The organism is Mycobacterium sp. 360MFTsu5.1, assembly GCF_000383495.1.
In the GTDB taxonomy this organism is placed as follows: Bacteria; Actinomycetota; Actinomycetes; order Mycobacteriales; family Mycobacteriaceae; genus Mycobacterium; species Mycobacterium mucogenicum_B.
This window is the reverse complement of record NZ_KB911463.1, coordinates 186,479-211,998: the sequence shown is the minus strand read 5'-3', so window position 1 is coordinate 211,998 and position 25,520 is coordinate 186,479. Positions and strand designations below refer to the sequence as shown.

22 protein-coding genes are annotated in these 25,520 nt (G+C 69.2%); 14 read left to right on the top strand and 8 right to left on the bottom strand.

The genetic code is table 11. The annotated features are described in order from the left end of the window. Nucleotides 1-5: 5 nt before the first annotated feature. Both H289_RS0104530 and H289_RS0104525 read right to left on the bottom strand, forming a co-directional pair. Nucleotides 6-356 carry a metallopeptidase family protein gene (locus H289_RS0104530; protein WP_020099564.1) on the bottom strand — a complete coding sequence of 117 codons (351 nt, stop codon included), beginning with the start codon at nt 354-356 and terminating at the stop codon, nt 6-8. A 2-nt stretch (nt 357-358) separates the two neighbouring features. Beyond that, on the bottom strand, nt 359-1,825 hold the full coding sequence (locus H289_RS0104525; protein WP_020099563.1) for a septum formation family protein: 1,467 nt from the start codon (nt 1,823-1,825) through the stop codon (nt 359-361). Nucleotides 1,826-1,947: 122 nt separating this feature from the next. Here H289_RS0104525 and serS point away from each other — a divergent pair, with 122 nt between their 5' ends. Both serS and H289_RS0104515 read left to right on the top strand, forming a co-directional pair. Beyond that, entirely contained in the window at nt 1,948-3,204 is a 1,257-nt protein-coding gene (serS, locus tag H289_RS0104520; RefSeq protein ID WP_020099562.1) for a serine--tRNA ligase, read from the top strand. Between the two features lie 21 nt (nt 3,205-3,225). Further along, nucleotides 3,226-6,543 carry an ATP-binding protein gene (locus tag H289_RS0104515; RefSeq protein WP_020099561.1) on the top strand — a complete coding sequence of 1,106 codons (3,318 nt, stop codon included), beginning with the start codon at nt 3,226-3,228 and terminating at the stop codon, nt 6,541-6,543. Here H289_RS0104515 and H289_RS29705 read toward each other — a convergent pair. Continuing rightward, complete coding sequence (locus H289_RS29705; RefSeq protein WP_020099560.1) at nt 6,540-7,265, bottom strand: hemerythrin domain-containing protein; 726 nt, start codon at nt 7,263-7,265, stop codon at nt 6,540-6,542. The genes H289_RS0104515 and H289_RS29705 overlap by 4 nt on opposite strands. Nucleotides 7,266-7,370: 105 nt before the next feature. On the opposite strand from H289_RS29705, the gene H289_RS0104505 reads away from it, so the two are divergent. Both H289_RS0104505 and H289_RS0104500 read left to right on the top strand, forming a co-directional pair. Then, nucleotides 7,371-8,180, top strand: coding sequence for a DUF5718 family protein (locus H289_RS0104505; RefSeq protein WP_020099559.1), 810 nt, complete (start codon nt 7,371-7,373; stop codon nt 8,178-8,180). Nucleotides 8,181-8,249: 69 nt separating this feature from the next. Continuing rightward, entirely contained in the window at nt 8,250-8,498 is a 249-nt protein-coding gene (locus tag H289_RS0104500; protein WP_110772322.1) for a hypothetical protein, read from the top strand. A gap of 20 nt (nt 8,499-8,518) precedes the next feature. Here H289_RS0104500 and H289_RS0104495 read toward each other — a convergent pair whose 3' ends face one another. Genes H289_RS0104495 through H289_RS0104485 form a run of 3 tightly spaced genes read right to left on the bottom strand, consistent with a single transcriptional unit; the run spans nt 8,519 to nt 11,153 of the window. Beyond that, nucleotides 8,519-8,890 (bottom strand): hypothetical protein, encoded by a 372-nt coding sequence (locus H289_RS0104495; RefSeq protein WP_020099557.1) that lies wholly within the window; start codon nt 8,888-8,890, stop codon nt 8,519-8,521. Beyond that, nucleotides 8,887-10,437, bottom strand: a complete 1,551-nt coding sequence (locus H289_RS0104490) for a Rieske 2Fe-2S domain-containing protein (protein WP_029104787.1) — start codon at nt 10,435-10,437, stop codon at nt 8,887-8,889. Before H289_RS0104490 ends, H289_RS0104495 begins: the two co-directional genes overlap by 4 nt. Nucleotides 10,438-10,475: 38 nt before the next feature. Further along, entirely contained in the window at nt 10,476-11,153 is a 678-nt protein-coding gene (locus tag H289_RS0104485) for an aminoglycoside 3'-phosphotransferase (protein WP_029104786.1), read from the bottom strand. A gap of 52 nt (nt 11,154-11,205) precedes the next feature. Here H289_RS0104485 and H289_RS0104480 point away from each other — a divergent pair, with 52 nt between their 5' ends. Genes H289_RS0104480 through H289_RS0104470 form a run of 3 tightly spaced genes read left to right on the top strand, consistent with a single transcriptional unit; the run spans nt 11,206 to nt 13,533 of the window. Next, nucleotides 11,206-11,979 (top strand): lysophospholipid acyltransferase family protein, encoded by a 774-nt coding sequence (locus H289_RS0104480; RefSeq protein ID WP_020099554.1) that lies wholly within the window; start codon nt 11,206-11,208, stop codon nt 11,977-11,979. Between the two features lie 4 nt (nt 11,980-11,983). Further along, nucleotides 11,984-12,721, top strand: a complete 738-nt coding sequence (locus tag H289_RS0104475) for a lysophospholipid acyltransferase family protein (RefSeq protein ID WP_020099553.1) — start codon at nt 11,984-11,986, stop codon at nt 12,719-12,721. Further along, nucleotides 12,721-13,533 carry a Cof-type HAD-IIB family hydrolase gene (locus tag H289_RS0104470; RefSeq protein ID WP_020099552.1) on the top strand — a complete coding sequence of 271 codons (813 nt, stop codon included), beginning with the start codon at nt 12,721-12,723 and terminating at the stop codon, nt 13,531-13,533. The genes H289_RS0104475 and H289_RS0104470 overlap by 1 nt, the downstream gene beginning before the upstream one ends. Before the next feature lie 10 nt (nt 13,534-13,543). Here H289_RS0104470 and H289_RS0104465 read toward each other — a convergent pair whose 3' ends face one another. Both H289_RS0104465 and H289_RS0104460 read right to left on the bottom strand, forming a co-directional pair. After that, nucleotides 13,544-15,160, bottom strand: coding sequence for an N-acetylmuramoyl-L-alanine amidase (locus H289_RS0104465; RefSeq protein WP_036420122.1), 1,617 nt, complete (start codon nt 15,158-15,160; stop codon nt 13,544-13,546). A gap of 155 nt (nt 15,161-15,315) precedes the next feature. Further along, complete coding sequence (locus tag H289_RS0104460; protein WP_029104785.1) at nt 15,316-16,314, bottom strand: hypothetical protein; 999 nt, start codon at nt 16,312-16,314, stop codon at nt 15,316-15,318. Nucleotides 16,315-16,515: 201 nt separating this feature from the next. Between H289_RS0104460 and glf the strand changes: the two genes are divergently transcribed. From glf to H289_RS0104425, 7 genes are all read left to right on the top strand, one after another. Next, nucleotides 16,516-17,745 carry a UDP-galactopyranose mutase gene (gene glf, locus H289_RS0104455; protein WP_020099549.1) on the top strand — a complete coding sequence of 410 codons (1,230 nt, stop codon included), beginning with the start codon at nt 16,516-16,518 and terminating at the stop codon, nt 17,743-17,745. A 5-nt stretch (nt 17,746-17,750) separates the two neighbouring features. Beyond that, nucleotides 17,751-19,700 carry a glycosyltransferase gene (locus tag H289_RS0104450; RefSeq protein ID WP_020099548.1) on the top strand — a complete coding sequence of 650 codons (1,950 nt, stop codon included), beginning with the start codon at nt 17,751-17,753 and terminating at the stop codon, nt 19,698-19,700. Nucleotides 19,701-19,735: 35 nt separating this feature from the next. Further along, nucleotides 19,736-20,275 (top strand): phosphatase PAP2 family protein, encoded by a 540-nt coding sequence (locus H289_RS0104445; protein ID WP_029104784.1) that lies wholly within the window; start codon nt 19,736-19,738, stop codon nt 20,273-20,275. Beyond that, complete coding sequence (locus H289_RS0104440) at nt 20,272-21,186, top strand: decaprenyl-phosphate phosphoribosyltransferase (RefSeq protein WP_020099546.1); 915 nt, start codon at nt 20,272-20,274, stop codon at nt 21,184-21,186. Before H289_RS0104445 ends, H289_RS0104440 begins: the two co-directional genes overlap by 4 nt. After that, entirely contained in the window at nt 21,183-23,177 is a 1,995-nt protein-coding gene (gene aftB, locus H289_RS0104435) for a terminal beta-(1->2)-arabinofuranosyltransferase (RefSeq protein WP_020099545.1), read from the top strand. The genes H289_RS0104440 and aftB overlap by 4 nt, the downstream gene beginning before the upstream one ends. A gap of 163 nt (nt 23,178-23,340) precedes the next feature. After that, entirely contained in the window at nt 23,341-24,342 is a 1,002-nt protein-coding gene (locus H289_RS0104430; RefSeq protein WP_029104783.1) for an esterase family protein, read from the top strand. Nucleotides 24,343-24,587: 245 nt separating this feature from the next. Beyond that, a complete protein-coding gene (locus H289_RS0104425; RefSeq protein ID WP_177127350.1) occupies nt 24,588-25,457 on the top strand; it encodes an alpha/beta hydrolase in 870 nt (289 codons plus the stop codon). Nucleotides 25,458-25,520: the final 63 nt, after the last annotated feature.

Below are 25,520 nucleotides of genomic sequence, written 5' to 3'. Positions count from 1 at the left end.
GCTGCTCAGCCCCAGCCCAACTCGTGCAGTCGCTCGTCGTCGATGCCGAAGTGGTGGGCGATTTCGTGGATCACCGTGATGGCGACCTCGTCGACGACCTCCTCCTCGGAGTCGCACATGTCGAGCAGGGCGTCGCGGTAGATCGTGACGGTGTCCGGCAGCGCGCCCGCGTAGAAGGAATCACGCTCGGTGAGGGCGACGCCCTCGTACAGGCCCAGGATGCCGGGATCGTCCGGGTTCCGTGGCTGGACGAGCACCACGACGTTGTCGAGCGCCGCGGCGAGCCGGGGCGGGATCAGGTCGAGCGCGTCGGACACCAGTTCCTCGAAGCGCTGCTGTCCCATGCGGACCGGCATGGCTACGGAGCGGGCGCCGGTACCGCCGGTCCCGGGGGCGCACCCGCACCCACAGGTCCGGCCGGCGGCGCCGGGGCGGGCGCCTCTTCGAGCGGCGGGCCGTCGAGCGGCGCGCCGAAACCGGGCGGCGGCGCGGGAGCGGGCGGCGGGCCGTTGAGGAACGTGTTGCCCTGCTGCTGCTGAGGGGTGCCGGGCGTGGTGTTGCCGTGCTGGTTGGAGGTGTCCGTCTGGCCCGGCATGTGCTGGTTGCCCTGCGGGGACTGCGAGGTCTGCTGGCCGCGCTGGTTCTGGCCGGACTGGCTGGACGAACCGGACTGCGAACCCTGCGACGAGGACGACGACGAGCTCTGCGACGACGTGTCCACCGGCGGTTCGATGACCGGGATCGGCGGCAGGTTCAGCCGTTCCTCCGGGATGGCCGGCGGTGCGACGGGCGACTGGCCGTTGACCAGCAACGGTCCCTTGGCGCTGTTGACCAGCGTCGACCAGCCGCCGTTGCCGAGCGACGAACCGATGCTGCACGACACCTGACGGCTGCCGGCGGTCCAGCTGGGCAGCGCGACGGAACTGTAGATCAGCGTCAGCGTGGTGGCGCGCAGCTGCACCGGGGCCAGGTACTCATCGGTGGCCTTGGTGCAGGAGTCCTTGATGTACGCCAGCTGGTCGGGCTCGGCCGGCATGACGTCGTGGTACTTGTCGGCGAGGTTGACCGCGCCGGTGACCTCCATGGCATGCGGCGCCGAGCAGTCGACCGGGATGTCGATGGGCTGGTTGGTCGCCGGGTCGATGCCGAGGCACGTGCCGGCCGGCCACACCTTGGACTGGTCGACGTCGGCGACCTTGCCCTTGTAGGCCAGCTGCTGGCTGTTCGGGCCGAGCAACTGCAGGCCGCACAGCATGCGGCGCTGGCCCTTGGTCTTCCAGGCCTTGTCGCCGGACCAGACCAGGCTCACCGCGAACTTGCCGTTGGGGTCGTAGCGCGGGCCGAGGTAGTCGCGTGCGGCGTTCTGGCACTGCTCCTGGCTGATCTGTTTGATCCGGGCGTCCGACGGCGGCGCCGCATCGGGGCCGTATTCACTGCCCGGGAACGTCCGCATGTCCAGGGACTCGGCGACCTCGAAGCGGTGCTCGTTCTTGCAGTCGACGATCTCGACGGCGTCCGGCGAGCGATCCGGCCAGTTCAGGCAGTCGCCGGGCTTGGCGTGGTCGAGGGTGTCGCTGACGCGGCCGGCATTGACGCGGCCGGTGTTGAAGCCGAGCCCGGTCGGGCCGAGCGAACCTTCCGGCATGACGGTGAGGACACCGGCGATGAGCAGTCCGCCGAGCGCGGTGAGGACGAGCGCGCGCTGCGTCCCGGTGACATGCATGCCGTGCATGCGCTGCCGCCAGGTGGTCGTCGTCTTCGGCGCGTCTGGGGGTGTGTCCGGGCCCAGCTCGATTGCCGCGGGTGCGTCCAACATCGGTTCCATTGTGACAGCCGCTGCTGGAGCTGTGACAAGAGTTGCAGTTGTACCGTTATGTGGTTGTGGCCAGGCGCCGCTAGTGGCCCTCGACATTCCACGGCCGCGACGACAAAAGTAGTCTGACGCCCGTGATCGACCTCAAGCTGTTGCGCGAAGATCCAGACCGGGTGCGGGCGTCGCAGCGGTCCCGTGGCGAAGACCCCGGCCTCGTGGATGCGCTGCTGGACGCTGATGCCTCCCGGCGCGCCGCCATCGCCGAGGCGGACACCGCACGGGCCAACCAGAAGGCGGCGAGCAAGCTCGTCGGCGCGGCCTCGCCGGAAGAGCGGCCCGCACTGCTGGAGAAGGCCAAGGAACTGTCCGCGGCGATCAAGGACATCGAGGCCCGTCAGGCCGAGGCCGAGGCGGCGTTCACCGCCGCGCACCTGGCCATCGGCAACGTCATCATCGACGGCGTGCCCGCCGGCGGCGAGAGCGACTTCGAGGTGCTGGATGTCGTCGGCACGCCGACGGAGATCGAGAACCCCAAGGACCACCTGGAACTGGGCGAGGCCCTCGGCCTGCTCGACATGGAGCGCGGCGCCAAGGTGTCGGGCTCGCGGTTCTACTTCCTGACCGGCCAGGGCGCCCTGCTGCAGCTCGGCCTGCTGCAGCTCGCCGTGCGGCTGGCCACCGAGAACGGGTTCACCCTGATGATCCCGCCGGTGCTGGTGCGCCCGGAAGTCATGCGCGGCACCGGATTCCTCGGCGCGCACGCCGACGAGATCTACCGGCTCGAGGCCGACGACCTGTACCTCGTCGGGACCTCCGAGGTGCCGCTGGCCGGCTACCACTCCGACGAAATCCTGGACCTGTCCGCGGGCCCGCTGCGGTACGCCGGCTGGTCGTCGTGCTTCCGCCGCGAGGCCGGCAGCTACGGCAAGGACACCCGCGGCATCATCCGCGTGCACCAGTTCGACAAGGTCGAGGCCTTCATCTACTGCAAGCCCGAGGACGCCGAGGCCGAGCACCAGAAGCTGCTCGCCTGGCAGCGGCAGATGCTGGCCCTGATCGAGGTGCCCTACCGCGTGATCGACGTCGCCGCAGGCGATCTCGGTTCGTCGGCGGCCCGCAAGTACGACTGCGAGGCCTGGGTGCCGACGCAGCAGGCCTACCGCGAGCTGACGTCGACCTCGAACTGCACGACGTTCCAGGCCCGGCGCCTGTCCACCCGCTACCGCGACGAGAACGGCAAGCCGCAGACGGCGGCGACCCTCAACGGCACGCTCGCCACGACCCGCTGGCTGGTCGCGATCCTGGAGAACCACCAGCAGCCCGACGGCAGTGTCCGGGTGCCCGAGGCGTTGGTGCCGTACGTCGGCACCTCGGTGTTACAGCCCAAGTAAGAGAACCACGTCGGCGGGGGCATGACGGTGGCACAACCGGTTCGGGTGACGGTGCTCGGTCCGGTGCGGGCGTGGGTCGGTGACGACCCGGTGGACCTGGGCGCGCGCATGCAGCGGGCGCTGCTGGCCCGGTTGGTGGCGGCCCGTGGGCACACCGTGTCGGTCGACCGGCTCATCCACGACCTGTGGGAAGGCGAACCGCCGCCCAAGGCGCTGTCCGCGCTGCAGGTCTACGTCTCGCATCTGCGCCGGGTGCTCGAACCCGGCCGGCAGCGCCGGGCTCCGGCCCGCATCCTGGTCAGCGCCGCGCCCGGATACTGCCTGCGGTTGCCGGACGACGCCGTCGACGCCTGGTTCTTCGAATCGAAAGTGACTGCGGCGCAAGCTGAATCAAATCCGGTGCGGCGTGCCCAGCTGCTCGACGAGGCACTGGCCGGCTGGGCCGGCGAGCCGTTCGCCGGGGCCGGTGACGCCTTGTGGGCGGTGCCGGAGGTGTCCCGGCTGACCGAACTCCGGTCGGCCGCGGTGGAAGGTCAGGCGGCCGCGCACGTCGAGCTCGGCCGGTACGGCACCGCGGTCGCGGCGTTGGAGGGGCACGTCGCCGCGCATCCGGGACGGGAAGGCGCCGCCGCGGTCCTGGCGACCGCCCTGTACCGCACGGGCCGGCAGGCCGACGCGCTCGAGGTGCTCCGGCGCACCCGCGAGCACCTGATCGACGAGCTGGGTCTCGAGCCCGGCCGCGCCCTGCGTGATCTCGAGCGCGACATCCTGCGGCAGGCCGACCATCTGGAACCGTCGCGGCCCGCGCCCTTCCGGGCGACGGCGCCGGAGGTTCCGGACGCGGCGCCGCGCGAACCGGCGGGCCTCGTCGCGTACGGCCGGGCCGAGGAGCTCGCGGCCATCGACGCCGCGGCACGCAGCGTCGCCACCGGTGCCAGTGCGGTGCTGTGGATCGGCGGCGAGGCGGGCTCCGGCAAGACCACGCTCGCGGCGGCCGCCGCGGCCCGGCTGCGCGCGGCCGGCTGGCGGACCGTGCACGGCCGGTGTCAGGAGGTCCACGGCGCGCCGGCGGGGTGGGCGTGGACCGAGGTGCTCCGGGAGCTGGTCGACGCGACGGACCAGGACCGGCAGGCGCTGGCCCCGCTGCTGCACGACGGCGCCGCGGCTGACCAGGGCACGTTCTGGCTCGGGCAGGCGGTCGCCGACGCTTTGAGCGCCGTCGCCGACCAGCAGCCGCTGGCCGTCGTCCTCGACGACCTGCACCGCACCGACGGTCTCACGCTGGAGCTGTTGCGCCTCGTCGCCGACCGCATCCAGGACCGCCGTGTGCTGGTCATCGCGACGTACCGCCCGTCGGAGGATCGCGGCGAACTCGAGGTGGCGCGGGCGGCGCTGACGGTGCACACGTCGGCGCACCTGATCCTCGGCGGCCTGGACGCCGCGGCCACCGCCGCCGTCGCCGCCGACTGCGGACTGACGACCAGTGGCGAGGCGCTGCGCCTGCTGCGCGAACGGACCGGCGGCAACCCGCTGTTCGTGCGGGAACTGGCCCGGCTGATGGCCGCCGAGGGGCCCGACGCGGTGTGGGCGTCGGTGCCGGTCGGGGTGCGCGACGTGCTGCGGCGCCGGCTCGCCCGGCTGCCCGGCCCGACGGTCACCGCGCTGCGCCAGGCCGCCGTACTGGGCCGCGACATCGACGTCGACCTGCTGGCCGAGCTGGGCCGCAGTGATCCCGACGATCTGCTCGACGCTCTGGAACCGGCCGTGCTGCTGGGCCTGCTCGACGAGCCGACGCCCGGCCGGCTGCAGTTCGCGCACGGGCTGGTCCGCGACACCCTCTACGAGGACACCTCGAAACTGCGTCGGTCCCGGCTGCATGCCGCGGCGCTGGAGCTGCTGCGCGCACCCGGCCGCTCGGTCGACCAGGCCGCGCTGGCGCACCATGCCGTCGCCTCGGCAACCGCGGAAACCGCTTCGGCCGCAGCCGATTTCGCGACCGCCGCCGCTCGGGACGCGGGTTCGGTCGGGGCGCATGCCGAAGCCGCCCGGCAGTGGCGCGCCGCGGTCCAGATGCTCGAACTCGCCGCCAGCCGGCAGCTCGCGCCGAGCGTGGCGATGCTGGATCAGGACATCGAGGTCCGCTGCGGCCTGATCGCCGCGCTCGCGCAGTCCGGCGACGCCGTCACCGCGCGCAGCGAGATGAAATGCGCGCTGCAGCTGGTCTCGGGCCGGTCGCGCGACGATCTGGTGGTGCGCATCCTCACCGCGTGGGACACCCCGCTGGTGTGGCGCGACCGCGAGTACGACGAATCCGACGGCCAGATGATCGGGCTGCTGCGGCACGTGCTGGCCGGCTCCGGGGTGACGGCCGCGGACCGCATCCGGTTGCTCAAGGCGCTCTACGTCGAGCTGGAGGGCAACGACCCGGAGGGCGCGCTGGCCGCCAGCACCGAGATGCTCGCGCTGGCGCGGCAGGTGTACGCCGACGATCCGGGGACGGGCCGGTTGCTGTGCACCGCGCTCAACGTGCACGCCTTCTGTGCTCTCGGCCCCGACCTGGACGCCGAGCGTGACGTCCTCGCCGCCGAACTGCTGCAGACCGCAGAGGCCGCCGAGCAGGCCGACTACCAGGCGGTGGCGCACTGGCTGCTGTCGCTGGCCGCCGGCAACCGCTCCGACCTGGCGACGGCGAAGCGCCACGTCGACCTCGCGGTGGCGCGCGCGAGCACCGGCCAGCTGGTCCATCTGCTCGGTGTGCTGGGCCTGTTCCAGGCCCGGATGTACCTCCTTGCCGGCCGGCTGGAGGAGGCGGTGAGCGCCTACACCGACCTGGCCGCGCGGATGGCCGAAAACGGCGCCGCCAACGGCGCGAAGCTGGCGATGGTCGGCCGGGTGACGGGTGAGTTCTGCCTCGGCGACCTGGGCACCCTGGCCGACGAGCTGGTGTTCTTCTACCGCGAGATATCGGTCGCCGCGCTGGACGCGGCGGTACTGGCGTTGGTCGCGCGGGGCCGCGAGGCCGAGGCCCGGGCGCTCTGGCCGGACCGCAAGCCGATCGAGCGGGCCTACTTCTGGGTGCCGTTCACCGTGCTGCGGGTAAATGCCGCGGCGGCGATGGGTGACCTCGACGAGGTGCGGGCCCGCGCGGCCGAGCTCGAGCGCTACTCCGGCAGCATCGCCGGGCTCGGGGTCGACGGGCTCATGGTCGGGCCCGTCGACGACGCGCTGGCCGCCGCCGCCGAGGCGCTGGGCCGGCCCGACGACGCCCGCGCCTACGGCAAGGCCGCCGAGGCGCTGCGGTCCCGGCTCGCGGCCGAGGCGCTGAGTTTCATCGACTAGTCGGCCAGGGCCTCGAGCCGGCTCTCCGCGAGGTCGCCGAAGACGGTGCGCACCACGCGCCGGTGCCGGAACATCAGCACCGCGAGGAAGGCTCGCAACCCGATGCTCAGCTTGCCCGCCATCGAGGCGCGCTCGTCGTCGGTCATCACGGCCAGCGAGCGCGGGCCGTCGAACGACATCCGGCTGCCGGCGCGGGCGGCCGCCTCCACGTCCTCCCAGTCGTCCACCGACACGTGCTCGGTGATCAGGGGGAACAGGTCGAGTTCTTCGTCGTTGATGTGCTCGGTCAGCAGCGCGGTGAGTTCGGCCAGTTCGAACGCCATCAGGAACGCGACCTTGCGGTCACCGTTGGACAGCCGGAACGCCGCGGCGCGGGCCCGCAGCTGATCCAGGCGCGGATCCAGCGCGGCGTGATCGTCGGTGAGTTCGCTCAGGTCGAGGTGAGCACCGACGCTGGCCTGGATGACCGGCCACAGCACGGTGTCCTCGGTGCTGTGGTGGTGATGGATCGAGTCGCACAGCATCTCGATGTACTGCGAGATGGCGCGGGCCCGGGCGGGCGTGCAGATGATGTCGCGGTCGCGCACGGCCTTGGCGAGCTCGGTGAGCCGGACCAGGTCGACAAGCATGGCGCGGTGCGCCAGCGTGATGCCCAGCAGGTCGGGCCTGGGCTCGCCGGCCTGGCGGGGTGCGACGCTGACGGCGGGGACGGAGGTGGGCACAGCAGACTCCTCATGATCGGTTGTGTACAGCCTGGTGCCCGTGACTTAAGCGCGACTTGGTTGTGGCTTGTCGGCGCTGGTCACGGCCGCAGTAGGGTGGCAGCCATGATCGATCTCGACCTGGACGACATGCGTGGCTGGTTCGGCTTCGGGGTGGCGGGCAATTTCGCCGGCCATCTCGAACAGGCCGGGGAGGCAGTCGATTTCGTCAACGTCCGGTCGGAGGGCGGGGCACCGAAGGGCATTTTTCCGTGGTACGCGCCGGGCAGCGACACGTTTCTGGGCGAGTTTCCGCTGTCGACCGATGCCGTCCAGCTGCCGGTCAGTGACACCCCGCTGAACCTGCAGATCGAGCCCGAGGTCGGGCTGGCGTGCGAGGTGTCGTGGTCGGGCGACCGCGTGGTCGGGCTGCGGCCGTTCGCGCTGGGCGCGTTCAACGACTGCTCCATCCGCCGGCCGAACGCCCCGAAAATCAGCCACAAGAAGAACTGGGGTCCGGCGTCCAAGGGGGTGGCCCCGCAGTTCTTTGCGATCGACGACCTGAGCCCCGACGGTCCGACGTCGTCGCTGCGGCTGGCCAGCTTCCTCGACGACGGCAGCGGCGTCGAGCAGGCGTACGGACAGGACAGCCCGCTGCTGGGCTACTCCTATTACGGCACGCAGCTGCTGGACTGGATCGTGGACCGGCTGGCGAACCAGAAGGGTTCGGACGACACGCCTTTGGAGGATGTCGGCGCCCTGATGGTGGCCAGCGGACGCCCGGCGCACCTGCTCGTCGGCATCGGCGCGACGCGCTACACCGAGCTGGGGGAGTCCACGTACCTCAAGCCGGGCGACCGGGCGATCGTGCGCGTGTACGACACCGCCTCCGACGACGTCTCCGAGTTGCGGCAGACGGTGCGGACCGCCGATTAGCTTGGTTCACCTCCCGGATTTCGGCGTAGCATTGGTGCACGTCGGGGCCATCGGCCGGAGGTGTCCATGATGTTCGACTCGACCCGCTCTCTCGTCCTCGCGTCCACGGCAATGCTCGCGTTGGGCTTCAGCACTGCTGTGGCCGCCGCCGATCCACCCGGTCCGGGCACCCCGTGCGGCCAAGACAAGGTGATCACGTCCATCAACACGTGCGAGCCGCTCAACGCGTCGTGTACGGGTTATGACGGCATGCTCATCGGCCGCGTCGCCGCGGACGGGCGGTGCGTGATTCCCGGGCTCGATGGCACCAGGTGGTAGGGCGACCGGCTGAGATTTCGTCAACCGCGACGAGCGGCCTGGTCTCCCAGTAACTCGTCGAGCGTGGTCAGGAACTCCTTGGGCCGCAACGGGGTACAGGCCGGCGCGGGGGTGGTGCCGACGACGTCGAGGGTCACCAGCGTCGACTTGATGGGCCGCCAGATGTCCAGCGGCAGCCACCGGCGCGGGTCGGTGCCGCCCCAGATCAGGAACCGGTCCATGATGAAGCCGAGCGACTCGGCCTTGTAGCCACGGACGGCGCTCAGCGGGATGATCTTCGACGTGCCCGACGGAAAGTGGTAGCGGCGCAACGTGATCGCCTGCCGGTCCAGGAAAATCTGGCCGTCGTCGTAGTGCGCGTCCGAGCGCGGCCCGGACTGGGCGCTCGTCACCGCTTGGTGCTCCGCAACTCATGACCCTTGGAGGTCAGGCAGCGGCCGTTGTCCAGGTTCCACTGCCACCCGTGCAGGTTGCAGGTCAGTGTGTTGCCCTCAACGATGCCGAACTTCGACAGGTCGGCCTTCAGGTGCGGGCACCGGCGCTGAATCTCGTAGCCGCCCATATCGATTGACGCCGACGTGTCGTGCGCCTCGGCGAACCAGCCGTCGGCGTAGGCGATGCGCTCGTCGGTCAGGCACTTGAAGAACGTGTACAGGTACTCGTTGTAGCCGCCGACGCGCCACGCCTGGAAGCGGGTGGACAGGAAGATGGTGTTGACCCAGTCCGGCTCGTCGTCGCGCAGCACGGTGCGCACCAGTTCGGGTGCGATGCCGAAGCCGTAGCGGAACTTCTCGTCCGGAATCGCTTCCCGCACAGCCCGTTTCGGGAAGTCCAGCACCACGGTCTCGCTGCCGATCCGCAGCTCGACGGGATAGCCGATGCCGTCGCAGATCTGGTCGCTCTGCACCATGATCGGCTCGAACTTGGCGCGCAGCGGCTCCAGCAGCGAATCGCCGGAAGCCGGTGCCCACGAAGCCTTTTCTGCGGCCAGCACCGGTGCCATGCGCTGCGCGTAGGCCTCGATGTAGTCGGCCTTGCCGGTCGTGAAGATCGCCTCGGCCTCGGCGTCCGGAATCGGGTGCACGAGCGCGTCGAGCGTCGAGCCGGTGAACGTCGCCACCGTGCCGGGAATCATCAGCAGGCCGCCGTCGTGGCCGTGGCTGCGCAGCTGGTCCAGGAACACCGCCTGGTCGGGGAAGATGTTGGCCGGATCGTCGTGATCGTCGTTGAGCCAACGCAATTCGGGATCAAGGAAGCAGGGCGGGCCGGCCGACGGCACCACCCAGGTGGCGCCCACCTGCGCGATGTACTGGCGACAGCGGTCCATCTGCCGTTGCCGCTTCTGGGTGCCGAAGGCCTCCTTGGCTCGGGCCGGCATGTCGTAGACCATCGGGTACCAGATGGCGCCCGAGTACTGCAGCATGTGCACGTCGACGTCGCCGAACTCGGTGCCCACCATGTCCAGGTCGATCGGGCGGGCGTCGTTCATGTTGAACGCGACGGTCTCACCGTCGGACACCACGAGCCCCGAGTCGCCGATCGGGCCGTCGGCCGGGGCGCGCAGGGCGATGATCATGACGTCCAGATCACCCTTGGGCCCGCTGACGCGGTGCTTCACCGAATCGGTGGTCTCGAAGAACGTGTGGAAGCCGAGCGCCTCGAGTTCACGACGCAGGTCCGGCACCGGGTAGTCGGGCAGCAGCACCGTCGCGTCCTTGTTGACGTGGGCGCGCAGGTGCTCCGGATCGAAGTGGTCCTTGTGCAGGTGGCTGACGTACAGGTAGTCGCAGTCGCCGAGCGTGTCCCAGTCCAATTGGCTGTTGTCGGGGAACGGGAACCACGACGCGAAGTAGGCCGGGTTCACCCACGGGTCGCAGAGAATGCTGCCCGCGGCGGTATCGATCCGGAATCCGGCGTGTCCAACGCTTGTGACCTGCACTAATGCCCCTTTTGGCGGTGACGAGTTCGCCAGCGAGTCTAGCCGGATTCCGGAGCGTCCCAGAGCGAGCGGTAGTAGTCGATGCGTTCGTCGTCGCGCGCCACCCCGTAGGCGTCCAGCAGGGCGGCCTCGTAGTTGCCGGGGTAGTTCCAGTCCAGGGACATGGTGGCGATCGCCAGGTCGGCCCACCGGTCGGCCACCCCGAGGTCCCCGATGTCGACGTGCCCGACGAACACGCCGTCGTCGCTCAGCAGGGTGTTCGGCGCGCAGGCGTCGCCGTGGCAGACCACGAGCCGGTCCGGGTCGGGGACGTCGACGACCCAGGAGGGCCGCCCGAACGGGCAGTCCGCGACGGGCAACGCGTCGTGCATGGCCCGCAGGCCGGCGCCGATCGCGCGCGCCGCGGTCTCGGGATCGTCGGACCACAGTGGGTCGACGGCGGAGCGCCCGGGCAGGCCCGCGGTGTGCAGCCAGCCCGGGCCCTCGCCGAGCACGCGCGGGACGGCGATGTACCGAACGGCCCAGCGCAGCCGGACGGACTCGTCGGTCAGCAGCGGCGCGTGCTCGGTGGGATAGGTCTTCACGTACTCGGCACCCGCGCCGATGGCGAACGTCACGCCGCCGAGTTCGTTCTCCCAGACCGCGGTCACGGGACGGCCGGCGGCCAGTGTGTCGACGACGTCGGGAACAGGTACGGGGCCGCTGGGAAAGGTCACCTGACCGACCTTTCCACGCCCGGTACCGACGGTCCGCACTAGGCTGATCCCCGTGGAACCGGTATATGGCACCGTGATCAAGCTGGCGCGCACGGTGTGGCGGGCGCAGGGTCTGAAATTCACCGTGACAGGCGCGGAGAACCTGCCGGTCAGTGGCGGCGCCGTGGTCGCGATCAACCACACCAGCTACTTCGACTTCACGTTCGCCGGGCTGCCCGCCGTCATGCAGAAGCGCGGCCGCAAGGTGCGGTTCATGGCGAAGAAGGAAGTCTTCGACAACAAGTACGGCGGCTGGCTGATGCGCAAGATGCGCCACATCGCCGTCGACCGTGGCAGCGGCGCCGAGTCCTACGCCGAGGCGGTCAAGCAACTCAAGGCGGGCGAGCTCGTCGGCGTCTATCCCGAGGCCACCATCAGCCGCAGTTTCGAGATCAAGGCGTTCAAGTCGGGCGCGGCCCGCATGGCCATCGAGGCCGACGTGCCGATCGTCCCGCACATCATCTGGGGCGCCCAGCGGATTTGGACCAAGGGTCATCCGCGCAACATGCGTCGTCCCAAGGTGCCCATCTTCATCCACGTCGGTGAGCCCATCTACCCGACGTTGCCCGCCGCCGAGCTGACGGCGCTGCTGCACGCCCGCATGCAGCACCTGCTGTCGGAAGTCCAGGACCGCTATCCCGAACATCCCGCAGGCGAGTTCTGGGTGCCGCACCGGCTGGGTGGTGGGGCGCCGACGCTTGCCGAGGCCGACCAGATGGACCTCGACGAAGCTCGCGAGAAAGCGGCACGTCGGGCGGCGCGGCAGGCGGAAGGTGCGCCGGAGTAGCGCCATGGAGCCAGTTTTCCGCGGCATCGAGATTGCCGCCAAGGCGGCCGTCGCCGCCACGGGAACCCGGATCACTTACCAAGGGCTGGAACACATTCCGGATACCGGTGGTGCGGTGATCGCGATCAACCACACCGCGTACGTCGACTTCCTGCCGGCCGGGCTGGCCGCCACGCATCGGCGGCGCCGGGTCCGCTTCATGCTCAAGGCCGAGGTGCAGCAGGTGCCGATGGGCAATTTCCTGGTCAAGCGGGCCGGGCTCATCCCCGTCGACCGCAGCTCCGGCGGCGACGCGTATCCCATCGCCGTGGAGCGGCTGCGCGCCGGGGAACTGGTCGGGGTGTACCCCGAGGCCACGATCAGCCGCAGCTTCGAACTCAAGGAGTTCAAGACCGGTGTGGCGCGGATGGCGCTCGACGCGCAGGTGCCGATCATCCCGGTGATCGTCTGGGGCGTGCACCGGATGTGGACCAAGGACCACCCGAAACGGTTGGGCCGCAAGAAGATTCCGGTCATCGTTCGGGTGGGCGCGCCGATCGAGGCGAACGGTCCCGTCGCGCAGCTGATGGCGACGCTGCAGCAGACGATGACCGAGCAGCTGCACGCTGTGCAGGAGGAGTACCCGCATCCGGCGGGTGAGTACTGGGTGCCGAGCCGCTTGGGCGGCGGCGCCCCGACGCCCGAGGAGGCCGAAGTGCTGGAGAAGGCCGAGCGGGCCCGCCGGGCAGCTGGGGGCCGGTGATGCTGCCCGCACTCATTGCCACCGACGTCGACGGCACGCTGCTCGACACCCATGAGCGGGTGACGCCGCGGACCCGCGCCGCCGTGCAGGCCGCCGTCGCGAACGGCGCGAAGTTCGTGCTCGCCACCGGCCGGCCGCCGCGCTGGATTCCACCGGTCGTCGACGCCTTGGGACTCGCGCCGATGGCGGTGTGCGCCAACGGCGCGGTGCTCTACGACTCGGCGACCGACCGGATCGTCTCGGCCCACACCCTCAGCCCGGATGCGTTGGGCGAGTTGGCCGAGATCGCGACCCGGGTGATCCCGGGTGTCGGGCTGGCGGTCGAACGGGTGGGCCGCACCGCGTTCGACGAGTCCATGCCGCAGTTCGCGAGTTCACCGGGCTACGAGCATGCTTGGCACAACCCGGACAACACCGAGGTCTCGGTCGAGGACATGCTCAGCGTGCCGGCGGTGAAGCTGTTGATCCGCAAGGCGGGCGCGCACAGCGCCGATCTGGCCGCGGCGCTGGCGCCGCACATCGGCGTCACGGGCGACCTGACCTATTCGACCAACAACGGGCTCATCGAGGTGGTGCCGCTGGGCATCAGCAAGGCGACGGGGGTCGCCGAGGTCATCCGCCCGTTGGGTCTGACGGCCGAGGACGTCGTGACCTTCGGCGACATGCCCAACGACATCCCAATGCTGACCTGGGCCGGACTGGGCGTGGCGATGGGCAATGCGCATCCGGAGGCCCTGGCGGCCGCTGACGAGGTCACCACGACCAACAGCGACGACGGGGTGGCCCGGGTGCTCGAACGCTGGTGGCTCTAGCCCGAGCCCGTTAGCTCTGCATCTCGATCCGGCTGAACCGCTCGAGCTGCACCGGCTCCTGCTTCGGCGGCGGCGGAAGTTCTTGCGGCACACCGTCGATGACACGCGTCACGGTGCCGTTCTCGCGGTCGAAGTTGAGGGTGCCGTGCTGGAAATTCTGCACGATCCACTGCGGTTCGCCGATTTCGCCGCTGGTCGGCAGCCCGAGGGCGCCGCGTTCGAAACCCAGTGCGCCCCAGGCGTCGTAGAGCGCTCCGGTGAGCGGCTGCGCGCCGGTGGCCGGTGACCAGTACATGGCGCCGTGGTCGAACGTCGCGTAGCGGGTGTGGCCATCGGCCGCGGCCTCCGGTGAGGTGGCGACGCCGAGCGGGCCGGACGCGCCGCCCATTGCCTGCCATTTGTCGAAGATGGCACCGCCGCGCAGCATGTCCATCGCGCTCAGGGCGCCGGGCGGGGCGGTGAAAGAGGCTGCGATGTCCCGCAATTCGCCCATGGCGGCGTAGGCGGCGTTGCCCGGGCAGTCGGTGTTGCCGACGTCGCGGTGGGTGAAGATCGTCGGCAGCGTCGGCGTCGCGCCGGCGGGGAAGTGGGTGAACGAGCCGCCGCCCGATGTCAGCACCACGCTCCCGAGGGGGTTGACGTGGTCCAGGCTCAGCCGCCAGCCGATGAGCCGGCCGGTCATCTTGAGCTGCAATGGGGTCGGGGGCACGGCGTCGAAGTCACCGAGCATGGCCACGCCCCAGGTGTCGACGTTGAAGCCACCGGTGTGCGAGCCCTCGACGGGCCGCGTCATACCGCCGAACCGGCCCTCGAAGACCTGTCCGTACTTGTCGACCAGCGCGTTGTAAGCGATGTCGCACCAACCCAATTCGCGGGTGTGGTACTCGTAGATCGACCGGACGATGCCCGCGGAATCCTCGGGCGCGTAGTCGTTGCTGCCGGCGGTGTGGTGCACGATGGCTGCCCGCACACCCGGGTCGTACACCGGTTGTCCGCAGCGGACGCTCTCGTTGGCGCCCCACTGGGCTCGGCTGATGATGTTCGGCGGCTGGTTCGGCGCCGACACCGCGGTCGGCTGGAACTGTACGTCGGCCGGTGCCTCCGGCGGGCTGATGAGCACCGCCTTCATGCTGGGGCCCAACGGTTTTTCGACGTCGACGGGGCGGTACCCGAGGCCGGGACCCTGCGGCCGGTCGCCGGCGGGCGGCGTGGCGGCGGCTTCGGCGGGCCGGGTGACCGCGATCTGGACGGTGTTGGTGCGGCCGACGAACACGGGCTCGGTGCCGCGCGTGGTGGCATGCGCTTCCCCGACGCCGTCGGGCGCCTCGACCTCGTACCACGGGCCCCAGGATCCGTCGGCCTTCTGGGCGCGTACCCGGGCCGAGGTTCCGGTGAAGTCGGACGCGGTGAGCGCGACCAAAGAGAAAGGAGTGTCCTGGTGGATTTCCCGGACGGTCTGTCCGCCACCGACGCCGGCCAGTGGCTGCGTGCGGAGCTCGGGCGCCGACGGCTTGTCGTCCGTCAGACCGGGGATGCCCGGGATGCCGCTGACGGCCAACGGCACCATCACGACGGTCGCCGCCAGGGCGGACAACAGTATTGACGGTGCGGGACGACGGCGCGGCACAGCGCGAATGTTACGTATGTGTCAGGTGTTACCCGTGTTTCGACACGGATTACTGTGCTGTCAATTCTCTGCAAGACGCCGCAACGGCACCGCAGAGCCTTGGGGCTTCTGCGGTGCCGTCTCGGTTACAGGTCTTCAGTTGTGTGTGACGGATATCAGACCGCGGGAGCGGCCACTGCGGGTGCGGCCGCCGCGGCTGCCGCGGGGGCGGCCTGAGCGGACTTCACCGCTGAGGTGATGGCCGGCACGACCATGCCCTTCAGTAGATCGATCGCCTGGGTCGCACCCAGCTGGTTGGCCGCGCTGGTCAGGTCGCTGATCAGACCGCCGCCACCGCTGCTCGGGGCCGCGCCGAGGCCGAGGCCATCGCCGCCACCCAGTCCGACCGACGGGTCACCGAGGATCGGGTAGCTGCCACCGAGGCCCTGGCCGGGGCCGAGGCCCAGGCTCGCGTTGGGATCGGTCATCGGCATACCGGCAGCACCGAGTCCGGCCGGGTTCGCGCTGATCGACGGCGTCGTCAGACCCGTGGCGTTCAGGCCGGGAGCGGTCAACCCGGGCGTGCTCACGCTCGGGAGGGTCGCGCCCTGGGTCGTCAGACCGGCGCTGGGCAGGCCACCCAGGCCCGGGGTCAGCGACGACGGGCTGGTGGCGCCCAGACCGGCCGGCGGGGTCAGGCCGGGTGCGGTCGCCCCGGTCGGTGGGGTCAGGCCCGGTGCGGTCAGCCCGGTCGACGGCGTGGTGAGCCCGGTCGACGGGGTGGTGCCCAGGCCCGGGGTCAGGCCGGCCGGCGGAGTGAGCCCACCCGCCGGCGTCAGGCCGGCCGGCGGCGTCAGGCCGGGGGTGGTGCCCAGGCCGGGGGTCAGGCCGGTCTGCGGGGTCAGGCCGCCGGTCAGCGGGCTGGGGGAGCTCGCGGCTCCGCCCATGAGGTTCGGCAGGTTGACGCCGAACTGGGACAGGCCCTGGGACAGCGCGGACATGACCTCGTTGGGCAGGTCGGTCACGAGCGCGGCCTGGACGAATTCCCGGTGCTGCGGAGTCGGGTTTGCCGGGGTCATCTCGGCGACCGCCACGAGTGCGATCGGACTTGCGACGGCCACGGCGGCGACTGCGCTCATGGCTGTCGAGAGCTTGCGTCGACGTCGGTTAGGCACGGAAGTCTCCTCAATCTGTGGGGTACGGCTCGAGCTGGCTTGCTGAGTCGTCGGTACTGACGCAATCGATGTTAAAGCTGTGATTAGTGGGATTAGAGTGACGATGCGGAATCGTGAGCGAATTGCGACCGGCCCGCGCACTGCCCGACCCGACCGGGTGTTTTCGGGCCGGACGGCCTCTGTCGGATACCCTGAACGCCGATGACCTCCGCTGATTCCCGGGGCGCTGCGAGCCAGTCCTCCGGCCCTTATGACCTCATCGTCGTCGGCTCCGGATTCTTCGGACTGACGATTGCCGAGCGCGCGGCAACCCAACTCGACAAGCGGGTGCTGGTCGTCGAGCGCCGTCACCATCTCGGCGGCAACGCCTACTCCGAAGCCGAGCCCGAAACCGGCATCGAGGTGCACAAGTACGGCGCCCACCTGTTCCACAACTCCAATCAGCGGGTGTGGGACTACGTGCGGCAGTTCACCGACTTCACCGGCTACCAGCACCGCGTCTTTGCGATGTACGACGGCCAGGCCTACCAGTTCCCGATGGGGCTGGGTCTGGTGTCGCAGTTCTTCGGGCGCTATTTCAGCCCGGACGAGGCCCGCGCCCTGATCGCCGAGCAGTCCGCCGAGATCAACACCGACGACGCACAGAACCTCGAAGAGAAGGCCATCTCGCTGATCGGCCGGCCGCTCTACGAGGCCTTCGTCAAGGGCTACACCGCCAAGCAGTGGCAGACCGACCCCAAGGACCTGCCCGCGTCGATCATCAGCCGCCTGCCGGTGCGCTACAACTTCGACAACCGCTACTTCAACGACACGTACGAGGGCCTGCCGGTCGACGGTTACACCGCCTGGCTGGAGAACATGGCCGCCGACGAGCGCATCGACGTGGTGCTGAACACCGACTGGTTCGACGTGCGCGACCGGCTGCGGGCCGAGAGCCCCGGCGCCCCGGTGCTGTACACCGGCCCGCTCGACCGCTACTTCGACTACTCCGAGGGCCGGCTGGGCTGGCGCACCCTGGACTTCGAGATGGAAGTGCTGCCCATCGGAGACTTCCAGGGCACGCCCGTCATGAACTACAACGACCCCGACGTGCCGTTCACCCGGATCCACGAGTTCCGGCACTTCCACCCCGAGCGGGATTACCCGACGGACAAGACCGTCATCATGCGGGAGTACTCGCGCTTCGCCAACGACGACGATGAGCCGTACTACCCGATCAACACCGATTCGGATCGCGCGATCCTGGCGGCCTACCGCGCCAGGGCCAAGGCCGAAACCGAGGAGAACCGCGTGCTGTTCGGGGGCCGGTTGGGCACCTATCAGTACCTCGACATGCACATGGCCATCGCCAGTGCGCTGAACATGTACGACAACGTGCTGATGCCGCATCTTCGTGACGGCGTGGCACTCGCCGGTGCAGAAAGTAGCTGAAGACCATGAGCGACATCCCATCCGGCGCGTTGGCGTCGGGAGAATCCCGTGCGGTGAGCCTGCTGTCGCGGGTCATCCTGCCCCGTCCGGGTGAGCCCCTCGACGTCCGCAAGCTGTACATCGAGGAGTCGTCCACCAACGCCCGGCGCGCGCACGCCCCGACCCGCACCACGCTGGAAATCGGTGGGGAGTCCGAGGTTTCGTTCGCCACCTACTTCAACGCGTTCCCGGCCAGCTACTGGCGCCGCTGGACGATCCTGACGTCGGTGGTGCTGCGCGTCGAGCTGACCGGCAGCGCCCGTGTGGATGTCTACCGGTCGAAGGCGACCGGCGCACGAATCACCGTGGGCGGCAGCGAGATCGCCAGTGGTGAGGACGGTCTGCCGGCCGTGGTCGAGTTCGAGATCGGCCTGGAGCCGTTCGAGGACGGCGGCTGGATCTGGTTCGACATCACCACCGACAGCGCGGTGACGGTGCACAACGCCGGGTGGTACGCCCCCGTGGAAGCGCCGGGCCACGCGAACATCACGGTCGGTATCCCGACCTTCAACCGCCCGGCGGACGCCGTCAACGCGCTTGCGGCGCTGACGTCGGATCCGTTGGTGGACAAGGTGATCGGCGCGGTCATCGTGTCCGATCAGGGTGCCAACAAGGTCAAGGACCACCCCGACTTCGCGGCGGCCGCGGCCCCGCTGGCCGACCGGTTGTCCATCCACAACCAGCCGAACCTCGGTGGCTCCGGCGGCTACAGCCGCGTCATGTACGAGGCGCTGAAACACACTGACTGCGAACAGATTCTGTTCATGGACGACGACATCCGCGTCGAACCCGACTCGATCCTGCGGGCGCTGGCGTTCAACCGGTTCGCCAAGACGCCGACCCTGGTCGGCGGCCAGATGCTCAACCTGCAGGAGCCCTCGCACCTGCACGTCATGGGTGAGATGGTCGATTCGGCGAACTTCATGTGGACGCACGCCATCAACGCCGAGTACGACCACAACTTCGCGAAATATCCCCTCGCCGACGAGGAGGAGTACCGCAGCAAGATCCTGCACCGCCGCATCGACGTCGACTACAACGGCTGGTGGATGTGCATGATCCCGCGCGCGGTCGCCGAGGAACTCGGCCAGCCGCTGCCGCTGTTCATCAAATGGGACGACGCGGACTACGGCCTGCGCGCCGGCGAGCACGGCTACCCGACGGTGACCCTGCCCGGCGCGGCGATCTGGCACATGGCGTGGAGCGACAAGGACGACGCCATCGACTGGCAGGCGTACTTCCACCTGCGCAACCGCCTCGTGGTGGCGGCGCTGCACTGGGACGGCAACATCCGTGGCCTGGTGGCGAGCCACTTCAAGGCGACCATGAAACACCTTCTGTGCCTTGAGTATTCGACGGTGGCGATCCAGAACCGGGCGATGGACGACTTCCTCGCCGGGCCGGACAACCTGTTCACCATTCTGGAGTCCGCACTGCCCGACGTGCGCGCCATGCGTGCCGAGTACCCGGACGCGGTGGTGCTGGAGAGCGCGACCGCGCTGCCCGCGCCGTCCGACAAGAAGTGGCGCCGGAAGGTCAAGATTCCCACCAGCCTGCCCGCCATCGCGATCCGGCTGACGCGTGGCGTCGTGAACCAGCTCAAGCCGCACGACCCGGAACACCATGTGCGGCCGCAGATCAACGTCGCGACGCAGGATGCCCGCTGGTTCTCGCTGTGCATGGTCGACGGTGTCACCGTCACCACCGCCGACGGCCGCGGCGTCGTCTACCGCCAGCGCGACCGCGAGAAGATGTTCGAGTTGCTGCGTGAGTCGCTCAAGCGCCAGGCGCTGCTGGCCCGCAAGTTCAACCGCATGCGGAAGGTGTACCGCAACGCACTGCCGGAGCTGACGAGCAAGGAGAAGTGGGAGACCGTGCTTCTGGCCTCCCAGACCGAGTCGGCTGGTGCCCGGTGAGCCTCGAAGGCGCCGGCGGCATCGAGGGTGACGTCATTGCTGACGTCCCCCGCGGCGAGGACGCCATCCTGGTCGGAGTCCAGTCCGCGCTGACCGGTCGTCCCGGCGTCCTCGCGGGCGCCCGCGTGCTGTCGTACTTCGGGGAGCACAGCCTCGGCTGGTTCGCCGTGTGTGGTCTCGGCGCGCTGCTGCAGCCGCAGCGCCGCCGGGCCTGGGTGACCGCCGGTGTCGGCACCTTCTTCGCCCATGCGGCCGCCGTCCTGATCAAGCGGGTGGTGAAACGTGAACGCCCGCAACACCCGGCCATCGCCGTCAACGTCGGCACTCCGAGCCGGCTGAGCTTCCCGTCGGCGCACGCGACGTCGACCACCGCCGCGGCGATCCTCATCGGCCGGGCCACGGGCCTGCCGCTGCCGTGGTTCCTGGTACCGCCGATGGCGTTGTCCCGCTTGGTTCTCGGCGTGCACTACCCCAGTGACGTGCTCACCGGTGTCGTGGTGGGAACCGTGGTCGCCGAATCAGTCGGGGCGGTTTCGGAGCGAACTGCCAAGCGCGAACCGAAGGCTGGGGTATGACCGAACAGACGCAGGAGCTGGGGCCGCCGAAGAATCTGGCCGCCGGCATCGTCAAGGCGCTGCGGCCGCGGCAATGGGTGAAGAACGTCCTGGTCCTGGCCGCACCGCTGGCGTCGCTCGGCGTCGGGGCCCACTACAGCTACACCGAGGTCTTCAAGGCCGTCGGTGTCGCGTTCGTGGTGTTCTGTATGGCCGCTTCGTGTATCTACCTCATCAACGACGCCCGTGACGTCGAGGCCGACCGGGTGCACCCGACGAAGCAGTACCGGCCGATCGCCGCCGGCGTCGTGTCGGTACAGCTGGCCTACTCGCTGGCCGTCGTGCTCGGTGTCGGCTCGCTGGCCATCTCGTGGTGGCTCACGCCCAGCCTGGCGATCGTCATGGCGGTGTACCTCGCGACGCAGCTGGCCTACTGCTTCGGCCTGAAACATCAAGCGGTGCTGGACATCTGCATCAATTCGTCGGGATTCCTGATCCGCGCCATCGCCGGTGGCGCGGCCGCCGGCATCCCGCTGTCCAAGTGGTTCCTGCTGGTGTTCGCGTTCGGCTCGCTGTTCATGTCGGCCGGAAAGCGTTACGCCGAACTGCAACTCGCCGAACGCACCGGCGCCAAGATCCGTAAAGCGCTGGAGTCCTACACCAGCAGCTACCTGCGGTTCGTCTGGACGCTGTCGGCGACCGCCGTGGTGCTCTGCTACGGCTTGTGGGCCTTCGAGGGCAACAAGGGTCCGTGGTTCGCCGTGTCGATGGTGCCGTTCACCGTCGCGATCCTGCGCTATGCCGTCGACGTCGACAGCGGCGCGGCGGGTGAACCCGAGGAGATCGTGCTGAACGACCGGGTGTTGCAGCTGCTGGGCGTCGCCCTGGTCGCAACGCTCGTCGCTGCGATTCTGCCCGGACTGATCCGGTGATCGATTCGCCCGCACAGCAATTGCTGCGCGGGCCGGTCTTCCCGTATGGCCGGGCCGCGCGGATCAGCCTGTGGTTGAGCGTCGTGGTGTCCGCCGCGTTGTTCGGCTGGGGTGCCTGGCAGCGCCGGTGGATCGCGGACGACGGCCTCATCGTGCTGCGCACGGTGCGAAACCTGTTGGCCGGCAACGGCCCCGTCTTCAACGTCGGTGAGCGCGTCGAGTCCAACACCTCGACGCTGTGGACCTATCTGGTCACCCTCGGTGCCTGGATCGGTGGCTCGGTCCAGCTCGAGTACGTGGCCCTGGCGTTGGCGCTGACGCTGAGCGTGGCGGGGCTGGTCTTCGCGATGCTCGGCACCGGCCGGCTGTACGCCCCCGGCCTGCGGGGCCGCCGCGCGCTGTTGGTGCCGGCCGGCGCCCTCGTCTACATGGCCGTGCCGCCGGCGCGTGACTTCGCGACGTCGGGCCTGGAGAACGGCCTCGTCATGGCCTACCTGGGGCTGCTCTGGTGGATGATGGTGTGCTGGTCGCAGGCCTTGCGCGTGGCCCCGCCCGAGGCCCGCGAAGCTGATGCCAACGCCACCAGCGCCCGATTCGACGGCACCCTGGCCTGTCTGGCCGGCCTGTCTGTCCTGGTACGCCCCGAACTCGCCTTGATCGGCGGGGTGGCGCTCGTCATGCAGCTGGTCGCGGCCCGGGGCAAGCGCCGCCGCGTCGTCATCCTGGTGGCCGGTGGTCTGCTCCCGATCGCCTACGAGATCTTCCGGATGGGCTACTACGGCCTGCTGGTGCCCATCACCGCGCTGGCCAAGGACGCCACCGGATCCAAGTGGCAGCAGGGCTTCGTCTACCTCGGCAACTTCAACCGGCCCTACCTGTTGTGGATCCCCGCGGTGCTGACCGTGGCGCTGGCGATTGTGTTGTTCGTCACTCACAGCCGGCCGTGGTGGGGCCAGACCGCGCCCCGGGGCTACAGCCTTTTGGCCCGCCGGATTCAAAGTCCCACGGCCGTCGTTGTTTTCATGGCCGGCAGCGGCCTGGTGCAGGGCCTGTACTGGCTGCGCCAGGGCGGTGACTTCATGCACGGCCGGGTGCTGCTGGTGCCGCTGTTCTGCCTGGTCATCCCGGTGGCGGTGATCCCGATCGTGCTGCCCGACGGTAAGAACATCGCCCGCGAGGTCGGCTACGCGCTGGCCGGTACGACGACGGTCCTGTGGCTGGCGGTGGTCGGCTGGTCGCTGTGGGCCGCCAACTCACCGGGGCTCGGGTACGACGCCACCCGGGTGACCTACTCGGGCATCGTCGACGAACGGCGCTTCTACTCGCAGGCCACCGGGCACGCGCATCCGCTGACGGCTGCCGACTACCTCGACTACCCGCGCATGCGGGCGGTGCTGACGGCCATCGACAACACCCCGGTCGGCGCACTGCTGCTGCCGTCGGGCAACTACGACCAGTGGGACGTGGTTCCGGCCATGCCGCCGCCGGTACCGGACCCGACGTCGCCGCCGCCGCCCAACTGGTTCGAAAAGGGTCCACACACAGTCTTTTTCACCAACCTGGGCATGATGGGCATGAACCTGCCGCTCGAGGTCCGGGTGATCGACCAGATCGGGCTGGCCAACCCGCTGGCCGCGCACACGGCACGACTGGACGACGCGCGCATCGGCCACGACAAGGACCTGTTCCCGGACTGGGCCGTCGCCGAGGGGCCGTTCCTGCGCAAACCACCGTGGATTCCGACGTATCTGGACCAGGACTGGGTGGCGCAGGCGGCGGTCGCGCTGACGTGCCCGGAGACGGAGACGATGTTGAGTTCGGTGCGGGCTCCCATGGGCTTCCATCGGTTCATGTCAAATCTGGTACACGCGTTCACATTTACGCGTTACCGGATCGATCGCGTGCCGTTATACGAGCTGCACCGCTGTGGGCTCGATGTGCCTCCGAGGCTGTCGACCCCTTACACTGGCTTACCGGCTACCGGTCCGTAGTTTCAGCGCACGAGCGCTGGCACGGTCTGAAGCGTAGGTAACGCCGGTGAACCATGCGGCGATAACCACTCGGGCGTGTGCGCCCGGCCTGATCGTCACCTCAACGGCAGAGGCGGGGATGAGGGTTGTCCGTACGCCGTCATAGGAAAGATTAGGGAGCGGTATGAGTTTCGTTGGGAAGATGCGGTCGATGGCCAAGGCCATGCCGCGCCGGATGGCGGTTGCGGCCGTTGCCGCGGCAGCGCTGCCCGGTCTTGTCGGTGTCGTCGGTGAAACGGCGACTGCAGGGGCTTTCTCGCGTCCCGGTCTGCCGGTTGAGTACCTGCAGGTTCCGTCCGCGGCCATGGGTCGCGACATCAAGATCCAGTTCCAGAGCGGTGGCGCCGGCTCGCCGGCCGTCTACATGCTCGACGGTCTGCGTGCGCAGGACGACTACAACGGCTGGGACATCAACACCGCTGCCTTCGAGTGGTACAACGGCTCGGGCATCTCGATGGTCATGCCCGTCGGCGGTCAGTCCAGCTTCTACAGCGACTGGTACAAGCCGGCTTGCGGCAAGGCCGGTTGCTCCACCTACAAGTGGGAGACCTTCCTGACCCAGGAGCTGCCCGCCTACCTGCAGGCCAACAAGTCGGTCAAGCCGACCGGTGGCGCTGCTGTCGGTCTGTCGATGGCCGGTTCGGCCGCGATGACCCTCGCCATCTACCACCCGCAGCAGTTCATCTACGCGGGCTCGATGTCGGGCTTCCTGAACCTGTCCGAGGGCTGGTGGCCGTTCCTGGTCAACATCTCGATGGGTGACGCGGGTGGCTACAAGGCCGACGACATGTGGGGCTCCACCGGCGACCCGAACAACGCCTGGAAGCGCAACGACCCGTTCGTGAACATCGGCACCCTGGTCGCCAACAACACCCGTCTGTGGGTCTACTGCGGCGACGGCAACCCGAGCGACCTGGGCGGCGACAACGTGCCGGCCAAGTTCCTCGAGGGCCTGACCATCCGCACCAACCGCACCTTCCAGCAGACCTACCTGGCTGCCGGTGGCACCAACGGTGTGTTCAACTTCCCCAACAGCGGTACCCACGACTGGGGCTACTGGGGCCAGCAGCTGCAGGCCATGAAGCCTGACCTGCAGCGCGTGCTGGGTGCTTCGGGACAGGCGTAACAACCTGATCCTGAGGTAAATCCTCTGGCAACAACTCGCACTGGCGGCGGCGACCCTTCACGGGTCGTCGCCGCCAGTCGTTTACGTCGGGGTAGACGAATATCACCCCATCCGCTGGCAACGTTCCCTCCCTTTGTCCGGGACATCTGTCGAGGTGATGTGGTTCACTACAACGCGGGTTCAGGACGCTCGACGATCACGAACAGGTGAGGTTGGTTATGGGGCTGCAGGCAATGTTCCGGACGATGGCCGCGACGGCGGCGGCGGTAGTGCTGGCCGGCGGCCTCCTGACGGGTACCGGAACCGCGCACGCCGCGGGCGTGGAGACGCTGATGGTGCCCTCGGCCGCGATGGGCCGGGACATCCCGGTGACGTTCCAGGCCGGTGGCCCGCACGCCGTGTATCTCCTCGACGCCTTCAACGCCGGCCCGGACGTGAGCAACTGGGTCACCGCAGGCAATGCCATGGGCACGCTGGCCGGTAAGGGCATCTCGGTGGTCGCCCCGGCCGGTGGCGCGTTCAGCTTCTACACCAACTGGGAGCAGGACGGCAGCAAGCAGTGGGAGACGTTCCTGAGCCAGGAGCTGCCGGACTATCTGGCCGCCACCAAGGGTCTGGCCCCGAACGGCCACGGTGTCGTCGGAGCGGCCCAGGGCGGCACCGCCGCGTTGGCCCTCGCCGAGTTCCACCCGGACCGGTTCCGCTTCGCGGGCTCGCTGTCGGGATTCCTGACCCCGTCGTCGACGACGTTCAACGGCGCCATCACCGCCGGCATGCGCGAGTTCGGCGGTGTGGACACCTACGGCATGTGGGGCGCCCCGCAGCTGGGCCGCTGGAAGTGGCACGACCCGGATGTGCACGTGAGCCTGCTGAACCAGAACAACACCCGGGTCTGGGTGTTCAGCCCGTCGACGGTCACCTGCAGTGACCCGGCCGCGATGATCGGTTACTGCGACCAGGCGCAGGGCAGCAATCGCGCCTTCTACGCGCATTACCGCAGCGTGGGCGGCCACAACGGGCACTTCGACTTCCCGGACGGCCCGCAGCACGACTGGGGCAGCTGGAGCGGTCAGCTCGGTGCTATGTCGGGCGAATTGGTGAGCGTCATCCGCTAGCTCAACCGGAGTGATATTGCCGACGGAACCCGCCGGCGTGACCAGTCCGTGATGCCTGCTGAC

Excerpts from the sequence above, each read along its gene's own strand:
- H289_RS0104530 (WP_020099564.1), bottom strand. The coding sequence starts at position 356 with ATGCCGGTCCGCATGGGACAGCAGCGCTTCGAGGAACTGGTGTCCGAC.
- H289_RS0104525 (WP_020099563.1), bottom strand. The coding sequence starts at position 1,825 with ATGGAACCGATGTTGGACGCACCCGCGGCAATCGAGCTGGGCCCGGAC.
- H289_RS0104515 (WP_020099561.1), top strand. The coding sequence starts at position 3,226 with ATGACGGTGGCACAACCGGTTCGGGTGACGGTGCTCGGTCCGGTGCGG.
- H289_RS0104505 (WP_020099559.1), top strand. The coding sequence starts at position 7,371 with ATGATCGATCTCGACCTGGACGACATGCGTGGCTGGTTCGGCTTCGGG.
- H289_RS0104500 (WP_110772322.1), top strand. The coding sequence starts at position 8,250 with ATGTTCGACTCGACCCGCTCTCTCGTCCTCGCGTCCACGGCAATGCTC.
- H289_RS0104475 (WP_020099553.1), top strand. The coding sequence starts at position 11,984 with ATGGAGCCAGTTTTCCGCGGCATCGAGATTGCCGCCAAGGCGGCCGTC.
- H289_RS0104470 (WP_020099552.1), top strand. The coding sequence starts at position 12,721 with ATGCTGCCCGCACTCATTGCCACCGACGTCGACGGCACGCTGCTCGAC.
- glf (WP_020099549.1), top strand. The coding sequence starts at position 16,516 with ATGACCTCCGCTGATTCCCGGGGCGCTGCGAGCCAGTCCTCCGGCCCT.
- H289_RS0104450 (WP_020099548.1), top strand. The coding sequence starts at position 17,751 with ATGAGCGACATCCCATCCGGCGCGTTGGCGTCGGGAGAATCCCGTGCG.
- H289_RS0104440 (WP_020099546.1), top strand. The coding sequence starts at position 20,272 with ATGACCGAACAGACGCAGGAGCTGGGGCCGCCGAAGAATCTGGCCGCC.
- H289_RS0104430 (WP_029104783.1), top strand. The coding sequence starts at position 23,341 with ATGAGTTTCGTTGGGAAGATGCGGTCGATGGCCAAGGCCATGCCGCGC.
- H289_RS0104425 (WP_177127350.1), top strand. The coding sequence starts at position 24,588 with ATGGCCGCGACGGCGGCGGCGGTAGTGCTGGCCGGCGGCCTCCTGACG.